The organism is Phascolarctobacterium succinatutens CAG:287, assembly GCF_000434895.1.
In the GTDB taxonomy this organism is placed as follows: Bacteria; Bacillota; Negativicutes; order Acidaminococcales; family Acidaminococcaceae; genus Phascolarctobacterium_A; species Phascolarctobacterium_A succinatutens_A.
In genome coordinates this window covers 1-17,070 of record NZ_FR892758.1, presented here as the reverse complement: position 1 = coordinate 17,070, position 17,070 = coordinate 1, and the positions used below count along the sequence as shown (strand labels likewise).

The following is a 17,070-nucleotide window of genomic DNA, read 5'->3' as shown; positions in this document are numbered from 1 at the left end:
TCGAAAATCATCTAAAATCAATCTCCCTTTGTTTATCAATACGAAAAATATTAACATAATCAAGATCCTCTTTCCATTTTTTCACGGCTAACTTTTTATTAATCTGCTTAGCATTAAGGCTAATAAAGTAATCCAAATACTTAATTATTTCCGGTTTACTCATCAAATCATTTTCCATTAAATATCGAAGTATTTTATGTCTGGAAATAGAACTTAAATTATCCTTTTGCCCTACATTATATCCACATAAATTAAGTAACGAGTGATCTTTCATAAATGGATTGTATCCGCCACTTAGTGTACTACAACACTTAAAATTTCCTAGTATAATACCATACAGCTCTTTATAGCGATTGAATTGTTCTTCTTCAATAAAATACTTTCCACATACAAAACAGTACTCAACATTTATTTTCAATATATCTCCATCTATTTTTCTTACTATGCCAGTAACTGCTACAATGCAATGTTTATTTCTTTTGCAATCATGTATTCTTTTATTTATATACAATGTATTGCTAGTATCATCAAAATGTACCATCTTATTTGATAATGCTGGTACAAATACTGTATTGCAAGCATCACAACATTTTACATTTCTCAGAATGTGATTATAATTCCTATCGCTATCTAAAACTGCATCATGCTCAAATAAAATATCCCCATCTTTAGGACATACATCACCTAAATCAAGCTCACACTCTACTACTCTTGCAGGAAATAATTTTCCTTTGTAACGGTTTTGCAGATACTTTATCTGATCAGCCGTTGAATTGACTTTGCTAGAATCTGTTCCAATATCTGCTCCGGTATCTGCTCCAGTATCTGCTCCGGTATCTGCTCCAGTATCTTCTCCGGTATCTGCTCCGGTATCTTCTCCGGTATCTGTTCCGGTATCTTCTCCGGTATCTGTTCCAGTATCTTCTCCGGGGTTTGCTTTCGAAAAATATAATATAACATTATAAATCAATACATACATAGCACAAAATGCTAAAATACCAGTCAATGCCTCATACATAAAGCGCCCTCCATATAACATTCCCTTTTAACGAACCATTTCATAACAAGATTCGTAGTATTCTTTTCATCTGTCATTAGTATAGCACAATTTTATTTACTTGTAATAATTCAATCTTACATAGAATACGGATTTTAATCAGCCTCCATCCCCCACCTTGACAACTCCTCACCACCGCAATATAATTATCTTTGATAATTACTTTTGGTAATCATTTGCAAAGGAGCATCATCATGACACATAAACTGCCTATCGAAGCAATCAAAAATCTGCTTATCGCCTGCCACGAAGCAAAGCGTGTAGTAGAGCTGCAGCCACCTCTGCCGGAAGGCTTAACTCCCGGTAATCTCAAAGTGCTGGACTATATCGAATATCTGGAACGTACCGCGCAGCCTCCCAAGGTCAGCGACATTGCGGACCTGCTACAGGTAACGCGCCCCGGTATCACTCGTCTTGTAAGCGAGCTGCAGACCATAAACGTTATTGAAAAAATCAGCGATGAGCAGGATAAACGCATCGTCAGACTGCGTATGACAGACGTGGGACGTAAAATCCACGCCTATTACATCGCCCAATATCACAATTGGCTTGCTGCACAAATCACCGATATCAGCGAAGCAGATATCAACACCACTGCTGCCACCATCGCCAAGCTTTACCAAACAATGTCCACCCATAAGCCTGAGCTGCAAGGCCAAGCTCCCGTTATCATGCATAGTGAGGAAAAAAATAATGACTGACAGCTCCGCGCGTGTGTTGGATGCACGCTTACTATTATCAATTATCGCCGCCGGCATTATGTCCTTTAGCGGCGTGGTTGTCGAAACCGCTATGAACGTTACCTTTCCCACGCTCATGCACGAATTTAATATCGGCACCTCGCTCGTACAATGGGTAACTACCGGCTATCTGTTGGTGCTGGCACTGATTATTCCAACATCCGCCTACCTTAAACGCCGTTTTGCAACGCGCAGCCTGTTTACTGCTGCTATCAGCAGCTTTCTTGCAGGCACACTGCTCGCCGCCTGGTCGCCTTATTTCAATATCCTGCTTATCGGCAGATTGTTGCAGGGTATCGGTACAGGCATTGCCCTGCCGATGATGTTTAACATTATTCTGGAGCAGGTTCCCGGTGAACGCCTAGGCTTTATGATAGGCATAGCTTCTCTTATTACTGCCATGGCACCGGCTGTCGGCCCTTCTCTCGGCGGTATGATCGTCAGTTACTTTGGCTGGCGCATGATTTTTGTCAGCCTGCTGCCATTTTTACTGCTTTCTGCCATCTTGGGTATCAAAAATATCCGTCAGGCCGGCAAACTTGAGCAAACAAGCTTTAACTTCGGCTTATACCTTTTGCTTATCATCGGCTTCAGCAGCCTGATTTTTGCCACCAGTATTGCCTCTGACTTCGGTTGGTTCAGTATCGAGGTGCTTGCTCTTTTCGCAATCTGCTTTGTTGCGTTAACTTCCTTCTACAAACAATCATTAAACAGCAGCGCACCGCTTTTACGCGTACAGATTTTCCGTTATCTGCCCTATACTCTCAGCACAGTCAGCCTTCTGCTTGTCGGCTTTATCTGCCTTGGCCTTGGTTTTTTAATCCCCAACTATGCGCAGCTTGTTTCGCATACTGATGCCTTCACCGCAGGCTGTCTGCTGCTGCCCGGCTGTATCATCGGCGCTATGCTTGCGCCTATCAGCGGCAGGCTGTTGGACAAGTTCGGTGCCAAACGCCCGATTTTACTAGGCAATGCATCAATTCTCGTATCCGTCATCTGCTACAGCCTTTATCCGAGCGAGCTGAGCTCGTTGCTCTTCATTGTGTTCTATCTGTTCTTTGCCTTCGGCCAAGGTTTTTCCATGGGAACGATTATGACCAATGGCCTTAGCCAGTTACCGGAAGATCTGAATGCCGACGGCAACGCAGCGATGAACACGCTGCTGCAGCTGGCAGGCGCAGTCAGTACGGCGGTTATTAGTACGATTGTTGCAACCGCACAGGCTGCGGACCCGGCTAATATCGCGCATGCTACCATGCTTGGCAGCAGACACGGCTTTTATGTGCTCACTATCAGCGCGGTGCTCATCCTTTGCTGCTCCTTAAAGGTGTTCGCTCTTATTAAAAAGAAAAATCCTGCTCACGCTTAATCTACTGCATTCTATCACAGATATCGCAAAAGCCTCCCTTGCGCAGATGCGCCAGGAGGCTCTTTATATCAAAAACATTATGCTCGCATTTCAAAAAGCCGCTTCCTGCATCTGACGCGCAGGTAAGCGACCTTTTAATATTTCCCTTATTTTCAATTACTGCAAGCCACGCAGCTTTTATTTTTCTATGCTGCGTTTACGGCTCACATTCTTTCCCTTATTTTTCGCAATCCGGACAGCTGATTTTTTTCTGTATGCTGTCCTTAGCGGATTACGCTCTTTCCCTTATTTTTGTTTATCGTAATCCCGCAGCTATTTTTTTCTGTACGCTGCCTTTAGCGGATTACGCTCTTTCCCTTATTTTTATTTTCTGCACTAAAAGTGCTTGTAAGCTGTTGATTATTTTTTCTTCAGGAAGCTCATCATGCCACGCAGCTGTGCGCCAACCTGTTCAGCCTGGGTTGCTGCAGCACGACGACGCATAGCGTTGAATTGCGGACGGCCGCATTGGTTTTCCAACAGCCATTTCTTAGCAAAGGTACCATCCTGAATTTCAGCCAGAACCTGTTTCATTGCAGCCTTGGTTTCAGCAGTGATGATGCGCGGACCGGTTACATAATCGCCATATTCGGCGGTATCGGAGATGGAATGACGCATTTTAGCCATGCCGCCTTCATACATCAGGTCAACAATCAGCTTCATCTCATGCATGCATTCGAAGTATGCGCTTTCAGGCTCATAGCCTGCTTCTACCAAGGTTTCAAAGCCTGCGTTCATCAGAGCGCAAACGCCGCCGCAGAGAACTGCCTGCTCGCCGAAGAGATCGGTTTCGGTTTCTTCACGGAAGGTGGTTTCCAGAGCGCCTGCACGGGTGCCGCCAATGCCCTTAGCATAAGCCAGAGCCAGGTCATGAGCCTTGCCAGTCGGGTTTTGGTAAGCAGTTACCAGAACAGGAACGCCGCTGCCTTCGGTATAGGTACGACGAACCAGATGGCCGGGGCCTTTAGGAGCAACCATGAATACGTCTACATCAGCAGGCGGAACAATCTGACCGAAGTGAATGTTGAAACCGTGTGCAAAAGCCAGAGCATTGCCTGCCTCCAGATTCGGAGCAATATCTTTTTTATATGTAGCAGCTTGCTTTTCATCAGGAATCAGCATCATGATGATATCGGCAGCCTTAGCAGCTTCTGCGGTAGTCATAACCTTCAGGCCGGCAGCTTCTGCCTTAGCTTTGGATTTGGAGCCTTCATACAGGCCTACAACTACTTTTACGCCACTCTCCTGCAGGTTCAGTGCATGTGCATGGCCTTGAGAACCATAGCCGATAATAGCAACTGTTTTGCCATTCAATAATTCCAGATTCGCATCGTTGTCATAATACATTTTAACCATTGTTATTACCTCTTTCTTTTCCCTTATTTTAATATATAAATTTTATAAAAAATTTCCCTTATTTATAGCTGTTTATCTGCATCTGTTAATCTTGACGAAGTCATCTACCGCAGCACCGGCTGCCACCATAGGCTCTACCAAGTCACCCTGCTCTACGATTACTTCAATCAGGAAGGGCTTGTCAGCCTCGCGCGCTGCCTTCAGCGCCTCCTGGAATTCCTTGCAGGTCGCTGCTCTGCGACCGCCTGCACCGCAGGAATGAGCAAAACCGATGAAGTCAAACTCTGTCAGCAGCGTATTGGAGTAATGCTCGTTGTAGAAGAGCTGCTGCCATTGACGGACCATGCCTAAGCAGCTGTTATTAATAACGATACTGATAAGCTTTTTGCCTTCACGAGCTGCCGTATACAGCTCCATGCCTGTCATCTTGAAGCCGCCGTCACCGCAGATATGTACTACCTGCTTATCAGGCTCGGCAAAAGCTGCACCCAACGCGCCGGGGAGACCGAAGCCCATCGTACCGCAGCCACCGCTCGTCAGATGGTGACGCGGTTTATCAACAACTAAATGCTGTGCTGCCCACATCTGGTTCTGACCAACGTCAGTTACATAAATCGGATTTTCTCCTTCAAAGCTGCGGCTCAGCTCTTTCATCAGCCAGGGCGCTGTCAGTCGGTCACCTGCCAGCAGGCTGCGATCCTCTGTTGCATCCCAAGCCTTAATCTGTTGCCACCAGTCAGCATGCACTGCCTTCTGCACTAACGGCAGCAGGCTTTGCAGTGTCTGCTTCACATCACCCATTACGGAAAGGCTTGTTGCTATATTTTTATCTATTTCCGTCGGGTCGATATCAAGCTGGATAATCGTCTTTTGTCCTACGTAACGGTTGCGGTCACCGGTTACGCGGTCGCTGAAACGGCTGCCGGCTACTACCAGCACATCAGCCTGTGCTACAGCCATGTTGGAAGCGATATGACCATGCATACCGGTCATGCCTAAGGAGCGTTCATCAGACTCGGGATAAACGCCAATGCCCATCAGCGTATTTACTACCGGCAAATCAGCCTTCTTGGCCAGCTCCAGCAGTTCTTCCTGCGCGCCGCTGTTGACAGCGCCGCCGCCAACCAGCAGTACCGGACGCTGCGCCTTGTTCAGCACTGCCGCTGCCTGCTGCAGCTGCTCCGGTGTTGCCTGCGGCAACTCTTCCGCTTCAGAAGCTGCCTGCGGCTCGCTCCATTCCAGCTCCTCAACCTGCACGCTGCTGGGAATATCCACCAGCACAGGTCCCGGTCTGCCCTCCTGCGCCAAGGAAAATGCTTTGCGCAGTGCCGGCAGCAGCTCTTCCTTGCTGCGTACCAGCATGTTGTATTTGGTAATCGGCATTGTAACGCCGACAATATCAATCTCCTGGAAGGAATCACGTCCCAGCATGCTTACGCCAACCTGACCGGTAATCGCTACCAGCGGAATGGAATCAAGATAAGCAGTTGCCAAGCCGGTAACAATGTTTGTAGCACCGGGACCGGAGGTTGCGATACATACGCCGGTTCTGCCGCTCGCACGGGCATAACCGTCAGCTGCGTGAATAGCGCCCTGCTCATGTGCTGTCAGCACATTTTTCAGCGGTGCATTGTACAATGCATCATACAAAGGAATCACAGCACCTCCGGGATAACCGAAGACTGTATCTACGCCCTGCTCCAAAAGGACCTTTACAATGGCTTCTGAGCCCTTCAACTTCATCAGTCCGTCCCCCTTACGCCATAGTAGCTACAGACTCAACTGCAACCTGCTTAGCCAGCAGCTTGGCAACCTGAGCAGCAGCTACATCTGCCAGCTGGATTTCCAGCTTCAGACGATTTTCTTCTGCATCCATGCGCAGGGAGCGTACCTGAGCACCTTGCTTGGAAAGCACACGCAATACACGCGGCAATAAAGTTTCATCATTCTGACCAGTTACCAATACCTTTTCAAACATTTTAATTCCTCCTATCAAGAACACCTGAATTTACTACTAAATCAATTATCTTTTGATGGACTTTTCAGGAGTAGTATTAAAAAAACGCCCCTGCATATATGCAGGGGCGTATAATACGCGGTACCACCCTAATTTATTACTTTCAGCACCAGTCCATCAACCGGCTCGGAAATAACGCATCCGTTGCGCATCAGTCTACTTGCAAAGCTTTCGCTGACGAGTTCATGGGTGATTTAATCAATAAGGCTTCGTACCGGTTTGCACCAGACACCGGCTCTCTAAAACTCTACGCTTATCTTTAGTCCCAATCATAACCTTTGGTTTGCAATTTGAAATTACTGATACTATACACCCATCTAAATCGTTTGTCAACACTTTTTTGCAAAATTTTACATTTTTCTTCTTTTAGTCACTGTACATGAACATTTTCAGCTTTTTGTCTATTGTACGTAAACTAATCAAACGATTAAAAATTTCGTGCTACTTTTCAGTAGACAAAGTACACTAATATCCATTATGCAAAAACACGTTAAAAACGCTGTTTTGTATCGTTTAAAACAAAAGACTTCCCAAAAATTTTTTTGGGAAGTCCTTAAATTTTTTATCTTAGATATTCTTTAATTTAGCAGCAACATTCTCTTTGATTGCAGCAGTATATTCAGCATGATGCGCTTCCAGGAAAGCCTTCATGTCAGCAGCAACATTGCCTTCTTCCTTCGGATTCAGCGCCTTTCTGTAGCCAAGCACCAGTGCACGGTCAGCAGCGTCTGCTGCAGCCTCACAGCCACAGGCAGCACACAGCTTGCCGAACAGTTCGGCATCCAGAGCTTTGGCAAGCTCTATTGCGCTCATCCAGAGGATATTGTTCATTTTAAAATGAACCTTGCCCTTCAGATATTTCATAGCAGCAGCAGTATCGTTCATAGCGATATCCGCATTTTTAAAGCTCAGACGATAGCCGAAGGTGTCGGCAATCTCGCAGTGCAGCTGCAGGTTATCGTTTACAGCCTCTGCGTCCTTCAGCGGGTCAAGGCAGATAGAGCTCAGCTTAATACCGTTACGCTGCAGCTCGTTACCGATCAGGTAATGCTCCTGCGGAGTCAGCACTTTACCCGGTTTGGACAGGTCCAGTTCAAAATCAATATCCCACGGAGTATTCTTCAGATAGGAGTTATAGATGAACTGGATATGCATAATTGCTTCGCCGTATTCCAGAACAATGCGGTGCAGCTGATTTTCAGTAAAGGTAATCTTGCTGCTGCCAACCTTGAACTCTGCGTTCAGATAGGAAGCATGCACAGCAACACGGAAGGTTTCGTTGAACTGCTCAAAGCGTTTGTCAACAGCCTCGTCGGACAGCTTTTCAATGCCCAGGTCAATTTTATCACTGCAGTCAAAGCCAATCATGCTGTAGCCATAAAGCAGAGCCTTAACGATTTCCTCTTCGGTTTTCAGGCCGGCAGCATTAGCGCCGTAGCCCTCCTTGTAGCCCTCTTCGAGCACGCCCCAGGTTGCGGTATCCACAGCCTGTACAAAATAGCGTTGCAGTGCCTCGCTGTCCTCGGTAGTAAAATCAACTAATACCGGTTTCAGCTGACGTTTGCCGAACAGCTCTGCCACAACCGCATCTGCTTCGCCCAGCCAATCGCTGAAGCCGATGCTGGCACCCTTAGTGCCGCAGGCAGTCGGTGCGGTCCATTTAACATAACGGCGTACCAGCGCAGCATTATTCGCGTTCAAGGCCATCACGGAAACATGTACATCCTTAACGTCTGCTTCCTTTTCAACATCCTTCCACAGTGCGCTCAGAGCATTTTCCCCCTTCGCTGCAAAAGCCAGACGCTTGCCGTCCTGAGTACGTACCAGCGCTAGCCAGCTGCCCTGAATCTCACACAACGAAGCTTCTATAACTTCACCTGCAGCCTCACGCAAAGCTGCCAATGCATCCATTTGCTTTAATGCCATAACCTAATCTTCCTCCATTTACTTACAATTAGTCATAATAATATTATGAACAAAAATCGTCTATTACGCAAGCAAAAACTTAGCAAATAGCAAAAAAACTTGCGTTTGTATACAAAATACCTTGCAGCTAACTATGTATTATCCTGTTTTCCTGCAAAATATATTCCCTGCTTCCGATATTTAGTGCAGGGTTATCAACAGTATCAACAGACTTATCCACAATTTTTGTGCATAACTTTTAGTTATACAGAGTGTTATCCACTTGTGCTTGGAAAAAAAGTGCCTTGTTTACAAGGATTTTACACAATTATCAACATGTTATGCACAATCTGTGGATAACTTTAATAACAACTAGGTGGAGATTTCCACAACACTATATCTAGGGGTCTCGCTCCGTCCCGCTCGCCAACAAAATACGCTTTTGAGCTGCCAAAAACAGCGAACAAACTATTATTTATCACTGCAGCCGCCAAAAAAATAAATTTTATTCTGCTTACCAAAGCTGCAATAAATGCTGCAAAAGCAGACTGACAATTGTAATGCCTGCCCAACAGCCAAGACCTAGTCCCAAAGGCTTACTGCTTGTTGTAACGAGCTTGACGATATTCGTATTCAGTCCTACCGCAGCCATCGCCATAACGATAAAGAACTTGCTGAGCCATTTTAGTGGGGCAAAAATCTCTGCTGCCACACCCATGCTTGTCGCCAACGTAGTGATAAGCGAAGCCAGTACAAAGTACAGTATAAAGCTCGGCACAATGCTCCTGATATTCACTTCATGATTTGCATCCTGTTCACGCTTACCTACAAGATAGCCTAAAACCAGCGTAATCGGAATAATCGCCAGCGTACGCGTCAGCTTAACCGTCACCGCCTTATCCAACGTCGCCGTGCCCAAACCGAACATTGCATCCCATGTTGCCGCCGTCGCTGTAACCGAAGAGGTATCATTCACCGCAGTACCGGCAAAAATACCGAAGGCTTCACCGCTTGTCGTAGAAAATCCCAGCACCGTACCCAACCAAGGGAAAAGCAGCGCTGCCAGCACATTAAAGAAAAAGATAACACTGATAGCCTGCGCTACCTCTTCATCGTCTGCCTTGATGACAGGCGCTGTCGCAGCCACCGCACTGCCGCCGCAGATAGACGAGCCTACGCCGATAAGCGTGGAAATCTTGCCAGGAATGTTCATCACCTTATGCAATACATAGGCTACGATAAGCGAGGTTGCAATCGTGCAAACGATAATCGGCAGTGACTGCTTGCCGGTTGCCAGTACTACAGAAATATTCAGGCCAAAGCCAAGCAGGATTACTGCGTACTGCAGTACCTTTTTAGATACAAAGCCTACACCGCTCTTAAACGCAGCCTGAACAGGCCACACCAGCGCCACCAGCATACCCAAAAGAATTGCAAAGACCGGTGCGCCGACTACAGGCACCAGCTTGCCTAAAAACCAGCACGGCACTGCCAAAACAGCACATAAGATAATACCACGCCACTTATCTGAGAAAAAGCTCATTGTAACCCCTCCATAAAAAACAAATATAATTATAGCATAAGCAGCCTGCATTTTTCAAAAAGAAGCATTATTGCTAAATGCAAAAACTCCTGCCTCAAGGCCTTCAGCCTGCCGACAGGAGTTTATTTTATTTTCTTATCTGTGACCAGATGAACAGTGCCAGTCCTGCCCAAATGCAGCCAAATGCTGTAGCAGTAGTACCGGTAAACGGTTCACCGTAAATCAGCACGCCAATCATCAGCGAGATAGAAGGCGAAATATATTGCAAAAAGCCTACAATATTCAAAGGCAGCTTACGCGCGCAGGCCGTAAACAACAGCATCGGCGTCGCCGTAACAGCGCCAGCACCTGCCAAAAGCAGCAGCGTATTCATATCGCAGCTTTGATAAACAGTACCTTCGTTAATACTAAGGTAATATAAGTAGCCTGCAGCCAAGGGCGAAATCAATAGTGTTTCCAATAGAATACTCGTCATCGGTTGGGCAACAATAATTTTTTTCAGTAAACCATAGAAGGCAAAGGTTAATGGCAGCGTCAGTGCTACCCAAGGCAGGCCGCCGTTATGGACAATAATCACACCAATGCCGACAGCAGCGCAGCTAACTGCTGCAATCTGCAGCTTAGCAAGGCGCTCACGCAGAAATACTACACCAAAGAGCACATTCATCAGCGGGCTGATATAATAGCCCATGCTTGTTTCTACAATGCGTCCAGCTTCTACCGCCCAGATAAAAATACCCCAGTTGAAGCTGATCATAATTGCTGCCAACACCATGCAGCAGGCTGTCTTTTTCGTACTGAAAATCGCCTTGGTTTCCTGCATAAAGATGTTCAGCTTGCCTGTTGCCAATAACAAGAGAAAGACGAAAACGGCTGACCATAAAAAACGGCTCGCCAAAATTTCCATCGCCTCAACATGCTGCAGCAGCTTCCAGTATATCGGCAGCACACCCCATAAAAGATAGGCTCCAAGGCCATACAAAATGCCAAGTCTGTAATTATCCATAAGAAAATACCCCTCTGTAAAAAATTATTATATGATTTATCTAAGATAAACGAATAGTTCCGAAGACCATTTTTTTCAGCATATCTTATTTTATTTTTGTAATTTTTTCGGTATCGGAATCCAAATAGCTGTAATCGCCGCTACAATCGGCAGCCATACCAAAAGCTGCATAACCATCGGCAGACCAAACTTATCTGCCAGCACGCCGAGAATTGTTACGCCAAAACCACCTAAACCAACGCTGAAGCCGATTGTCAAACCGGACGCCATACCAACATTATTAGGCATCATGCACTGCGCAATGATAATCGTAGTTGCAAAGGAACCGATGATGCAAAAGCCGGCAATAACAACAGAAGCCATAGCAAAAAGCTTAGTCGTAGCAATCGTAATACAGTAAATCGCCGGAATGCTCAGCGTAATAGAGCCTAAAAGAATTTTGCGTGCTCCCAGCCTGTCGCTCAAAATAGAACCGACATAGGTACCTGCCACACCGCCTAAAAGGAAGCCGGACACCAGACTGCTGGAGAAAACTGCCTCAAAGCCGCGGAACTTCATAAAATACAACGGCAGATACGTTGAAATACCGCTGTGAATAGAAGAACGCATGAAGATATAGAACAAAATCAAAAAGAGCGCAAAATATGACATTTTTTCGCTTGTACCGTCAGCAGCCTTCTTAGCCTGCTGTACCTCATGCTCCTTGTTGACACGGATATAATCAGGCATCGCCTTAGCCATCAACAGAAAAACAAGCAAGCCGGGGACAGCAAAATACATGGTGTTGTGAATGCCACCGGCCAGGCCTAAAAGGAAGGTCATGAAGATAGAGCCAACTGCCATACCGGCGTTACCACCGATAGAAAACAAGCCCATATTCTTCGTGCGATTTGTATCATCACTCAAAAAATTTACTGTTTTGGAAGCCTGCGGATGGTAGGTTGCACTCGCCAGGCTAATGAAGATGACCGTGCATAAAAGCAGCGTATAGCTGGAAACCCAGCCTACAAAGGCAAAGCCTGCACCTGCCATCGCTGCGCAAAGCGGCAGAAAGCGCGGCAGTGAGCGCCTGTCGGTAAGATAGCCAAAGGCCGGCTGAATAACGGATGACATAATATTTTGCAGCAGTACAATCGCCGCCAATTGTGAATAGCTCAAGGAAAACAGCTCCTTAAGCTGCGGTAAAACGATAGGCAGCGCGCCGGCCTGCATATCGGTAACAAGATGTCCTAATGCCAAAGCGACAACAGGATAATACATTTTATTCATAAAAAACTCCTTTATAACGCTGTGCCCTTTGTCGGTACAGTTAATTTACTCATATCAATCTTTTCCAGCTCCAGCAGACGCACCTTGCGCCACATACCGCCGCCATAGCCGGTAAGGCTGCCATCAGCGCCTATTACGCGATGACACGGAATAATAATGCACAACGGATTACGCCCCACTGCACCGCCTACAGCCTGCGCCGACATACGTGCAAGACCACGTTGCGCTGCAATTTCGCACGCAATATCGCCGTAAGTAATGAGGCTGCCATAAGGGATTTTTTGCAATATCTTCCAGACACTTTCCTGAAAATCACTGCCGGTAAATTGCAAAGGTACATTTACCTTCGGCTCGCAGCCTGCGAAATATTCCGCCAGCCACTTTTCGGCAAGTACAAATATGGGCAATTCCGCATTCTGTGCATTTTGAATATCTTTATCGCCATAATGCTTATCATCCGCAAACCATAGACCTGTCAAAGACTGCCCATTGCTGCGTAAAGTTATTTCGCCTAAAGGCGAGGAAATCTTTTTATAGTACAATATCTTCAACCTCATTTATTTTGCGTGGTAGCGCTAAGGAGAATAGAACCCTTATAATTTAACGTTTTTTCGCAGGCGCATAATCCTTCATACCCTCTATCGCACCGCCGGCAATCGCCCAAAGATAGATTGCTGCTGTGCTGCCGTAGGGACTGTAACGCTTTTGATATTTATTAAACAGCTCGCGGGTTATTTTACGGTGATGATAAAGCATCCGCAAACCGCGCTGAATTGCCAAGTCGTCATAGCTCAAAATATCCGGACGCTGCAGGCAGAACAGCAAAATCATTTCTGCCGTCCATTTACCGATACCCTTCAGGCTGCTCAGAGCTGTAATTGCCTCTGCATCATTCATATGCTCCACGGCCTGCAAATCAAACTCGCCGCTAACAATTTTATCCGCAAAATCCTTGATATATTCTGCCTTACGCAGGCTCATCCCCAAACCCTGCAGCTCCTGTGCCGACACAGCATGCACTGCCAAAGGTGTAACATCTTTCAGCCTTGCTTCCAAACGCTCCCAGACAGTTGCCTGTGCCTTGGATGATATCTGCTGACCGACAATATGACGTACAACAGCAGCAAAAAGATTAGCGTCCAGCTTGCGCTCGATATGACCTATTGCATCTATTGCCGAAGCAAGCCTTTTATCCTTGCGCTTAAGATAATTTATTTCTGTATCGCCGTATTGAAAGTACATCGTATCACCTGCCAGTCTGAAAGTATAATGATATTATAACGCTTGAGAAGCAAAAAGAATAGCGGATAAGCGTACAAATTCATCAGAAACTTTGCGAAAAAAGAAAAGCCAAACAGCTTCGCGCTGTATGGCTCATATTAAAGACACTCGATAATAGCTTTTAAAATCGCGCTAGTTTCCTCCAACGGCCTAGCAAGACTCTCGTCAAATACCATCTCCGGCAAGAGCGGTACATGTACAAAGCCAACCTTCGTTGTCGTACCGGCATAGGCATGGGCAGCACGGTAAAAAATTTCGTTGCAGACATAGCCGCCGGAAGCAAACGCCAGCTGCACGGGCAACTTCTGCGCACGTAAAGAGCGGACTATTTCATGTACAGGAATTGTAGCAAAGTAGGCGGCGGGGGCGTCAGCAAGAATTGGCTCATTCCACGGCTTACGTCCCATATTATCCTCGATAAGCGCATCCTTGATGTTTAATGCCGCAAGATTGATATCTATTTTCGTCGTGCCGCTGTTCATGCCTGTCATAAGGATGACGTCAGGCTGCACGCGCTGCGCCTCCTCGAGCAGCAGGCGCGGCGCAAGGCCAAAGATGTTAGGCAGGCGCAGCTTATGGATGTGATAGTTATTTATAGTTTCAGGTAAAGCCTGTACGACCTCCCACGATGGATTCATTGTGTAATGAGCGAAGGGGTCGAAGGCTGTGAGGAGAAGAGATTTCATTTCAATGCCTTCCGCATATATTCCGTCCAATATCTAATGCTATCAGAAACAATATTTGTTGCTGCATCAGACATAGCAAACTTGAACAAATCTTCTGGCGATATACATTCTATATTTTCATTATTGGAATCAAGATTTTTTATTGTTCCTTCGCTCGTAAATAAGAAAACCTTGCCTTGCAAATGCCTAAAGTCGTTTGCGTCAATATCTACATTACCTTTTTTAACTTGAATATATACGTGACTTCTATCTTCAGGATCAAGCAAAATACATTCATAAAGTTCTGTAGATTTCTTATTGGTTGACGGAATCACTATATATTTAAATTCATGGGACAAGTACGCACACACCAAATCTTCGCAATCAGTTGGAGAAAGCAAATCATAAAATTTCTCTGGATTAGCTTCAATAGTCAATCCTTGATAATGCTCTTTGCCTATTTTAGTATTATAGTAGTGTTGAGAAAATATTTGCACTGCTTCAGAATTTATGCGTTGCAAAGTTCTTCCTTTAATAAATGCCGTTGCTACAAACCCAGGTACTGTAGATTCATCACCAACTTCCAACCATTCGATATCTGTTCGTTGAATAGCTGCATCTTTTTGTAAATTATACTGATCTTTTTGTAAATTATCCTGATTGATCTTATAGACCCATTGACTTGTGTCTCCAACTCTACCAAGATAATAAATGCCTTCATAGCGAATCCACACTAAATCATCAGGCTTGACTTCCCAGTATAACTTACGCACAGTAGCAGGAACATACGATTTACCATCATAAACCTTCCACTTCTTAATCAGCTTCTCATAATCTTCATAAGAATTTATATTTACACGTTGTTCACAAATTTTCTTTTTCCTAGCTTCGGTAAAATTTTTGATGTGTCGGTCAGTAATAGACCATCCCATAGCCATCACCTTATTTTTAAAGCAAACATCAGCGCAATTACCACCACTAGTATTAAGGTGTAATCTCCAAATAGTCAAAATCAATCATCTCCCATCCCTAATCCATACGAAAGAACAACCAAAGGCTTGTCATTGTCAGTATGCCCATCTTAAGATTCTTCAAACCATTCTGCATCTCCGCATAGATATTTCACAAAGCGATAATAAGCACTTACCTGCAATTTATCAAGATATTTTAAAGCTTTATGCTCAATATGTAACGGTACACCATAATAAGCACCTGCAACCGCGCCTGTAATAGCAGCAATTGTATCACTATCACCTCCTATAGATATGGCATTTCTGATCGCATCTTCAAAACTTGTCGCCTCAAAGAATGCTTTTAATGCCTGCGGTACAGTTTCCTGACACGTTTCATTGAATTCGTAGTCAGCTCGTATCTCGTCTAACGTAAAATTCATCGGATAGTACTCAGCATTTATCACAGCAAAAATTTCTTCTTTTTTGCTTTCGTGCAAAGCCATATAGGCTGCAACTGCAGTAGCTTCAGCACCTTTTATACCTTCCGGATGATTATGCGTTACGCTGGTAACTATCCTAGAGAGCTCTTTTACTTCTTCCAAAGATTTAGCAAAATATACTACAGGACTAACGCGCATCGCTGAACCATTACCGAAACTATTATATGGCTTCGGATTATCCGTCTCCAGCCAATCACAGAACATGCTACCATAACCTGCTTTAGGATATTTCTTTCCCCAAAACTGCATTTGTTTTATCGTTTCAGCAGCAAGTTTGCTGTAATCTTTCTCACATTCTACCAAAGCACTCGCAATAGCCAACGTCATGATGCTATCATCAGTTGGGCAGCAATGCTCGGAGAATAAAGGAAAATCTTTCGTTTTTATTTCATTGAATTCATATACAGAACCAACGATATCGCCAATAATAGCACCTAACACACGGCGTATCTTTCTTTTAAGCAAAGCTGCTTCCTTCCAGTCAATCCCTTCAACATGCATGACTTCTGTACTTTCCTCTTTCTTAGCAAACACTTTCTCAGTTATCTCTTTCCAATGCCAGTCTGACGGAGCCTTGCCTTCAATACACACCATAGCGAAGACAGAGACTGCCATATCATAGTCGCACGCTCCATCTGGTGCTTCAAGAACATAGATATGATTATTGCCCTCTTTATCCATTTTGCCATACTCAACACGATAGTTTTTCTTGATATGTACGCCATCATAGCGAATATATCCTTCAACCAGACTTTGGATGAAGTCTACGGGTCTATCTGCAATTACATCAAGATTTACGCAGATGAATTCGTCCATGACAGGGCGCATATTACACATATACTTCATGATTTTGTCTTCAAACTCATATACATTCATATATGAATTGATGTTAAGCACACATGGAGCTGCTCCTTTGCACTGCATTCTTTTGCAAGGAATAATTTCCATATTACTGCCGCTAGATTTCATTTCTTCGTAAGTCATACTTGTCACCTCGTAACTAACACACCAGAAATGCATACTTCACTATTGAAATACGCTTCCATAAATTATATTCACCTATAGTTACGTTGCACGCTTAAAATTTCGCCCGGTTTTGGGAAAATTTTTTAGATATTATATACTATCCAGAGAAAAAGTGCAAATTTAAGTATCTACACATAGAAAAAACAGCTCATGCATCGCATGAGCTGTTTTTCTAACCGGCAGCTATCTATCCTCCCAGGCCGCTTCCAGCCAAGTACTTTCGACGTATAAGGGCTTAACTACTGTGTTCGGGATGGGAACAGGTGGATCCCCTTAGCCATCACCACCGGATTATTTATTTTTGAGGTTGTACCCTCAAAACTTCAACAGAAGAATTTCTTTAA

15 protein-coding genes, 1 rRNA gene and 1 other annotated feature are annotated in these 17,070 nt (G+C 44.8%); of the genes, 2 read left to right on the top strand and 14 right to left on the bottom strand.

The window, feature by feature from the left end; translation table 11 throughout:
• Nucleotides 1-7: 7 nt before the first annotated feature.
• The gene (locus BN587_RS11280) at nt 8-1,018 is read right to left on the bottom strand and encodes a hypothetical protein (RefSeq protein ID WP_021719404.1); all 1,011 of its coding nucleotides are present in this window, start codon (nt 1,016-1,018) and stop codon (nt 8-10) included.
• 233 nt (nt 1,019-1,251) lie between these two features.
• On the opposite strand from BN587_RS11280, the gene BN587_RS01615 reads away from it, so the two are divergent.
• Both BN587_RS01615 and BN587_RS01610 read left to right on the top strand, forming a co-directional pair.
• Nucleotides 1,252-1,758 carry a MarR family winged helix-turn-helix transcriptional regulator gene (locus BN587_RS01615; protein ID WP_021719403.1) on the top strand — a complete coding sequence of 169 codons (507 nt, stop codon included), beginning with the start codon at nt 1,252-1,254 and terminating at the stop codon, nt 1,756-1,758.
• A complete protein-coding gene (locus BN587_RS01610) occupies nt 1,751-3,166 on the top strand; it encodes a DHA2 family efflux MFS transporter permease subunit (RefSeq protein WP_021719402.1) in 1,416 nt (471 codons plus the stop codon). The genes BN587_RS01615 and BN587_RS01610 overlap by 8 nt, the downstream gene beginning before the upstream one ends.
• 399 nt (nt 3,167-3,565) lie before the next feature.
• Here BN587_RS01610 and ilvC read toward each other — a convergent pair whose 3' ends face one another.
• The 13 genes from ilvC to rrf form a co-directional block, all read right to left on the bottom strand.
• Nucleotides 3,566-4,561 (bottom strand): ketol-acid reductoisomerase, encoded by a 996-nt coding sequence (gene ilvC, locus BN587_RS01605; RefSeq protein ID WP_021719401.1) that lies wholly within the window; start codon nt 4,559-4,561, stop codon nt 3,566-3,568.
• A 72-nt stretch (nt 4,562-4,633) separates the two neighbouring features.
• Nucleotides 4,634-6,304, bottom strand: a complete 1,671-nt coding sequence (gene ilvB, locus BN587_RS01600; RefSeq protein WP_021719400.1) for a biosynthetic-type acetolactate synthase large subunit — start codon at nt 6,302-6,304, stop codon at nt 4,634-4,636.
• Nucleotides 6,305-6,317: 13 nt separating this feature from the next.
• Nucleotides 6,318-6,539, bottom strand: a complete 222-nt coding sequence (locus tag BN587_RS01595) for a hypothetical protein (protein WP_021719399.1) — start codon at nt 6,537-6,539, stop codon at nt 6,318-6,320.
• Between the two features lie 99 nt (nt 6,540-6,638).
• Nucleotides 6,639-6,860, bottom strand: a binding site (T-box leader).
• A gap of 285 nt (nt 6,861-7,145) precedes the next feature.
• Nucleotides 7,146-8,504 carry a tagaturonate epimerase family protein gene (locus tag BN587_RS01585; RefSeq protein WP_021719398.1) on the bottom strand — a complete coding sequence of 453 codons (1,359 nt, stop codon included), beginning with the start codon at nt 8,502-8,504 and terminating at the stop codon, nt 7,146-7,148.
• A gap of 493 nt (nt 8,505-8,997) precedes the next feature.
• The gene (locus BN587_RS01580) at nt 8,998-10,026 is read right to left on the bottom strand and encodes a YeiH family protein (RefSeq protein ID WP_021719397.1); all 1,029 of its coding nucleotides are present in this window, start codon (nt 10,024-10,026) and stop codon (nt 8,998-9,000) included.
• A gap of 127 nt (nt 10,027-10,153) precedes the next feature.
• On the bottom strand, nt 10,154-11,032 hold the full coding sequence (rarD, locus tag BN587_RS01575) for an EamA family transporter RarD (protein WP_021719396.1): 879 nt from the start codon (nt 11,030-11,032) through the stop codon (nt 10,154-10,156).
• A gap of 90 nt (nt 11,033-11,122) precedes the next feature.
• Nucleotides 11,123-12,301: an MFS transporter gene (locus BN587_RS01570; RefSeq protein WP_021719395.1), complete on the bottom strand. Its 1,179-nt coding sequence runs from the start codon at nt 12,299-12,301 to the stop codon at nt 11,123-11,125.
• Nucleotides 12,302-12,312: 11 nt separating this feature from the next.
• Nucleotides 12,313-12,846 carry a methylated-DNA--[protein]-cysteine S-methyltransferase gene (locus BN587_RS01565; protein ID WP_438356934.1) on the bottom strand — a complete coding sequence of 178 codons (534 nt, stop codon included), beginning with the start codon at nt 12,844-12,846 and terminating at the stop codon, nt 12,313-12,315.
• Between the two features lie 55 nt (nt 12,847-12,901).
• Nucleotides 12,902-13,543: a DNA-3-methyladenine glycosylase family protein gene (locus BN587_RS01560; protein WP_021719393.1), complete on the bottom strand. Its 642-nt coding sequence runs from the start codon at nt 13,541-13,543 to the stop codon at nt 12,902-12,904.
• 137 nt (nt 13,544-13,680) lie between these two features.
• Nucleotides 13,681-14,268: a pyroglutamyl-peptidase I gene (locus BN587_RS01555; protein ID WP_021719392.1), complete on the bottom strand. Its 588-nt coding sequence runs from the start codon at nt 14,266-14,268 to the stop codon at nt 13,681-13,683.
• Complete coding sequence (locus BN587_RS01550) at nt 14,265-15,263, bottom strand: hypothetical protein (RefSeq protein ID WP_303684777.1); 999 nt, start codon at nt 15,261-15,263, stop codon at nt 14,265-14,267. The genes BN587_RS01555 and BN587_RS01550 overlap by 4 nt, the downstream gene beginning before the upstream one ends.
• A 65-nt stretch (nt 15,264-15,328) precedes the next feature.
• Nucleotides 15,329-16,684: an ADP-ribosylglycohydrolase family protein gene (locus BN587_RS11670; RefSeq protein WP_021719390.1), complete on the bottom strand. Its 1,356-nt coding sequence runs from the start codon at nt 16,682-16,684 to the stop codon at nt 15,329-15,331.
• 216 nt (nt 16,685-16,900) lie between these two features.
• Nucleotides 16,901-17,017: ribosomal RNA gene (gene rrf / locus BN587_RS01540) — 5S ribosomal RNA — on the bottom strand.
• Nucleotides 17,018-17,070 lie beyond the last annotated feature (53 nt).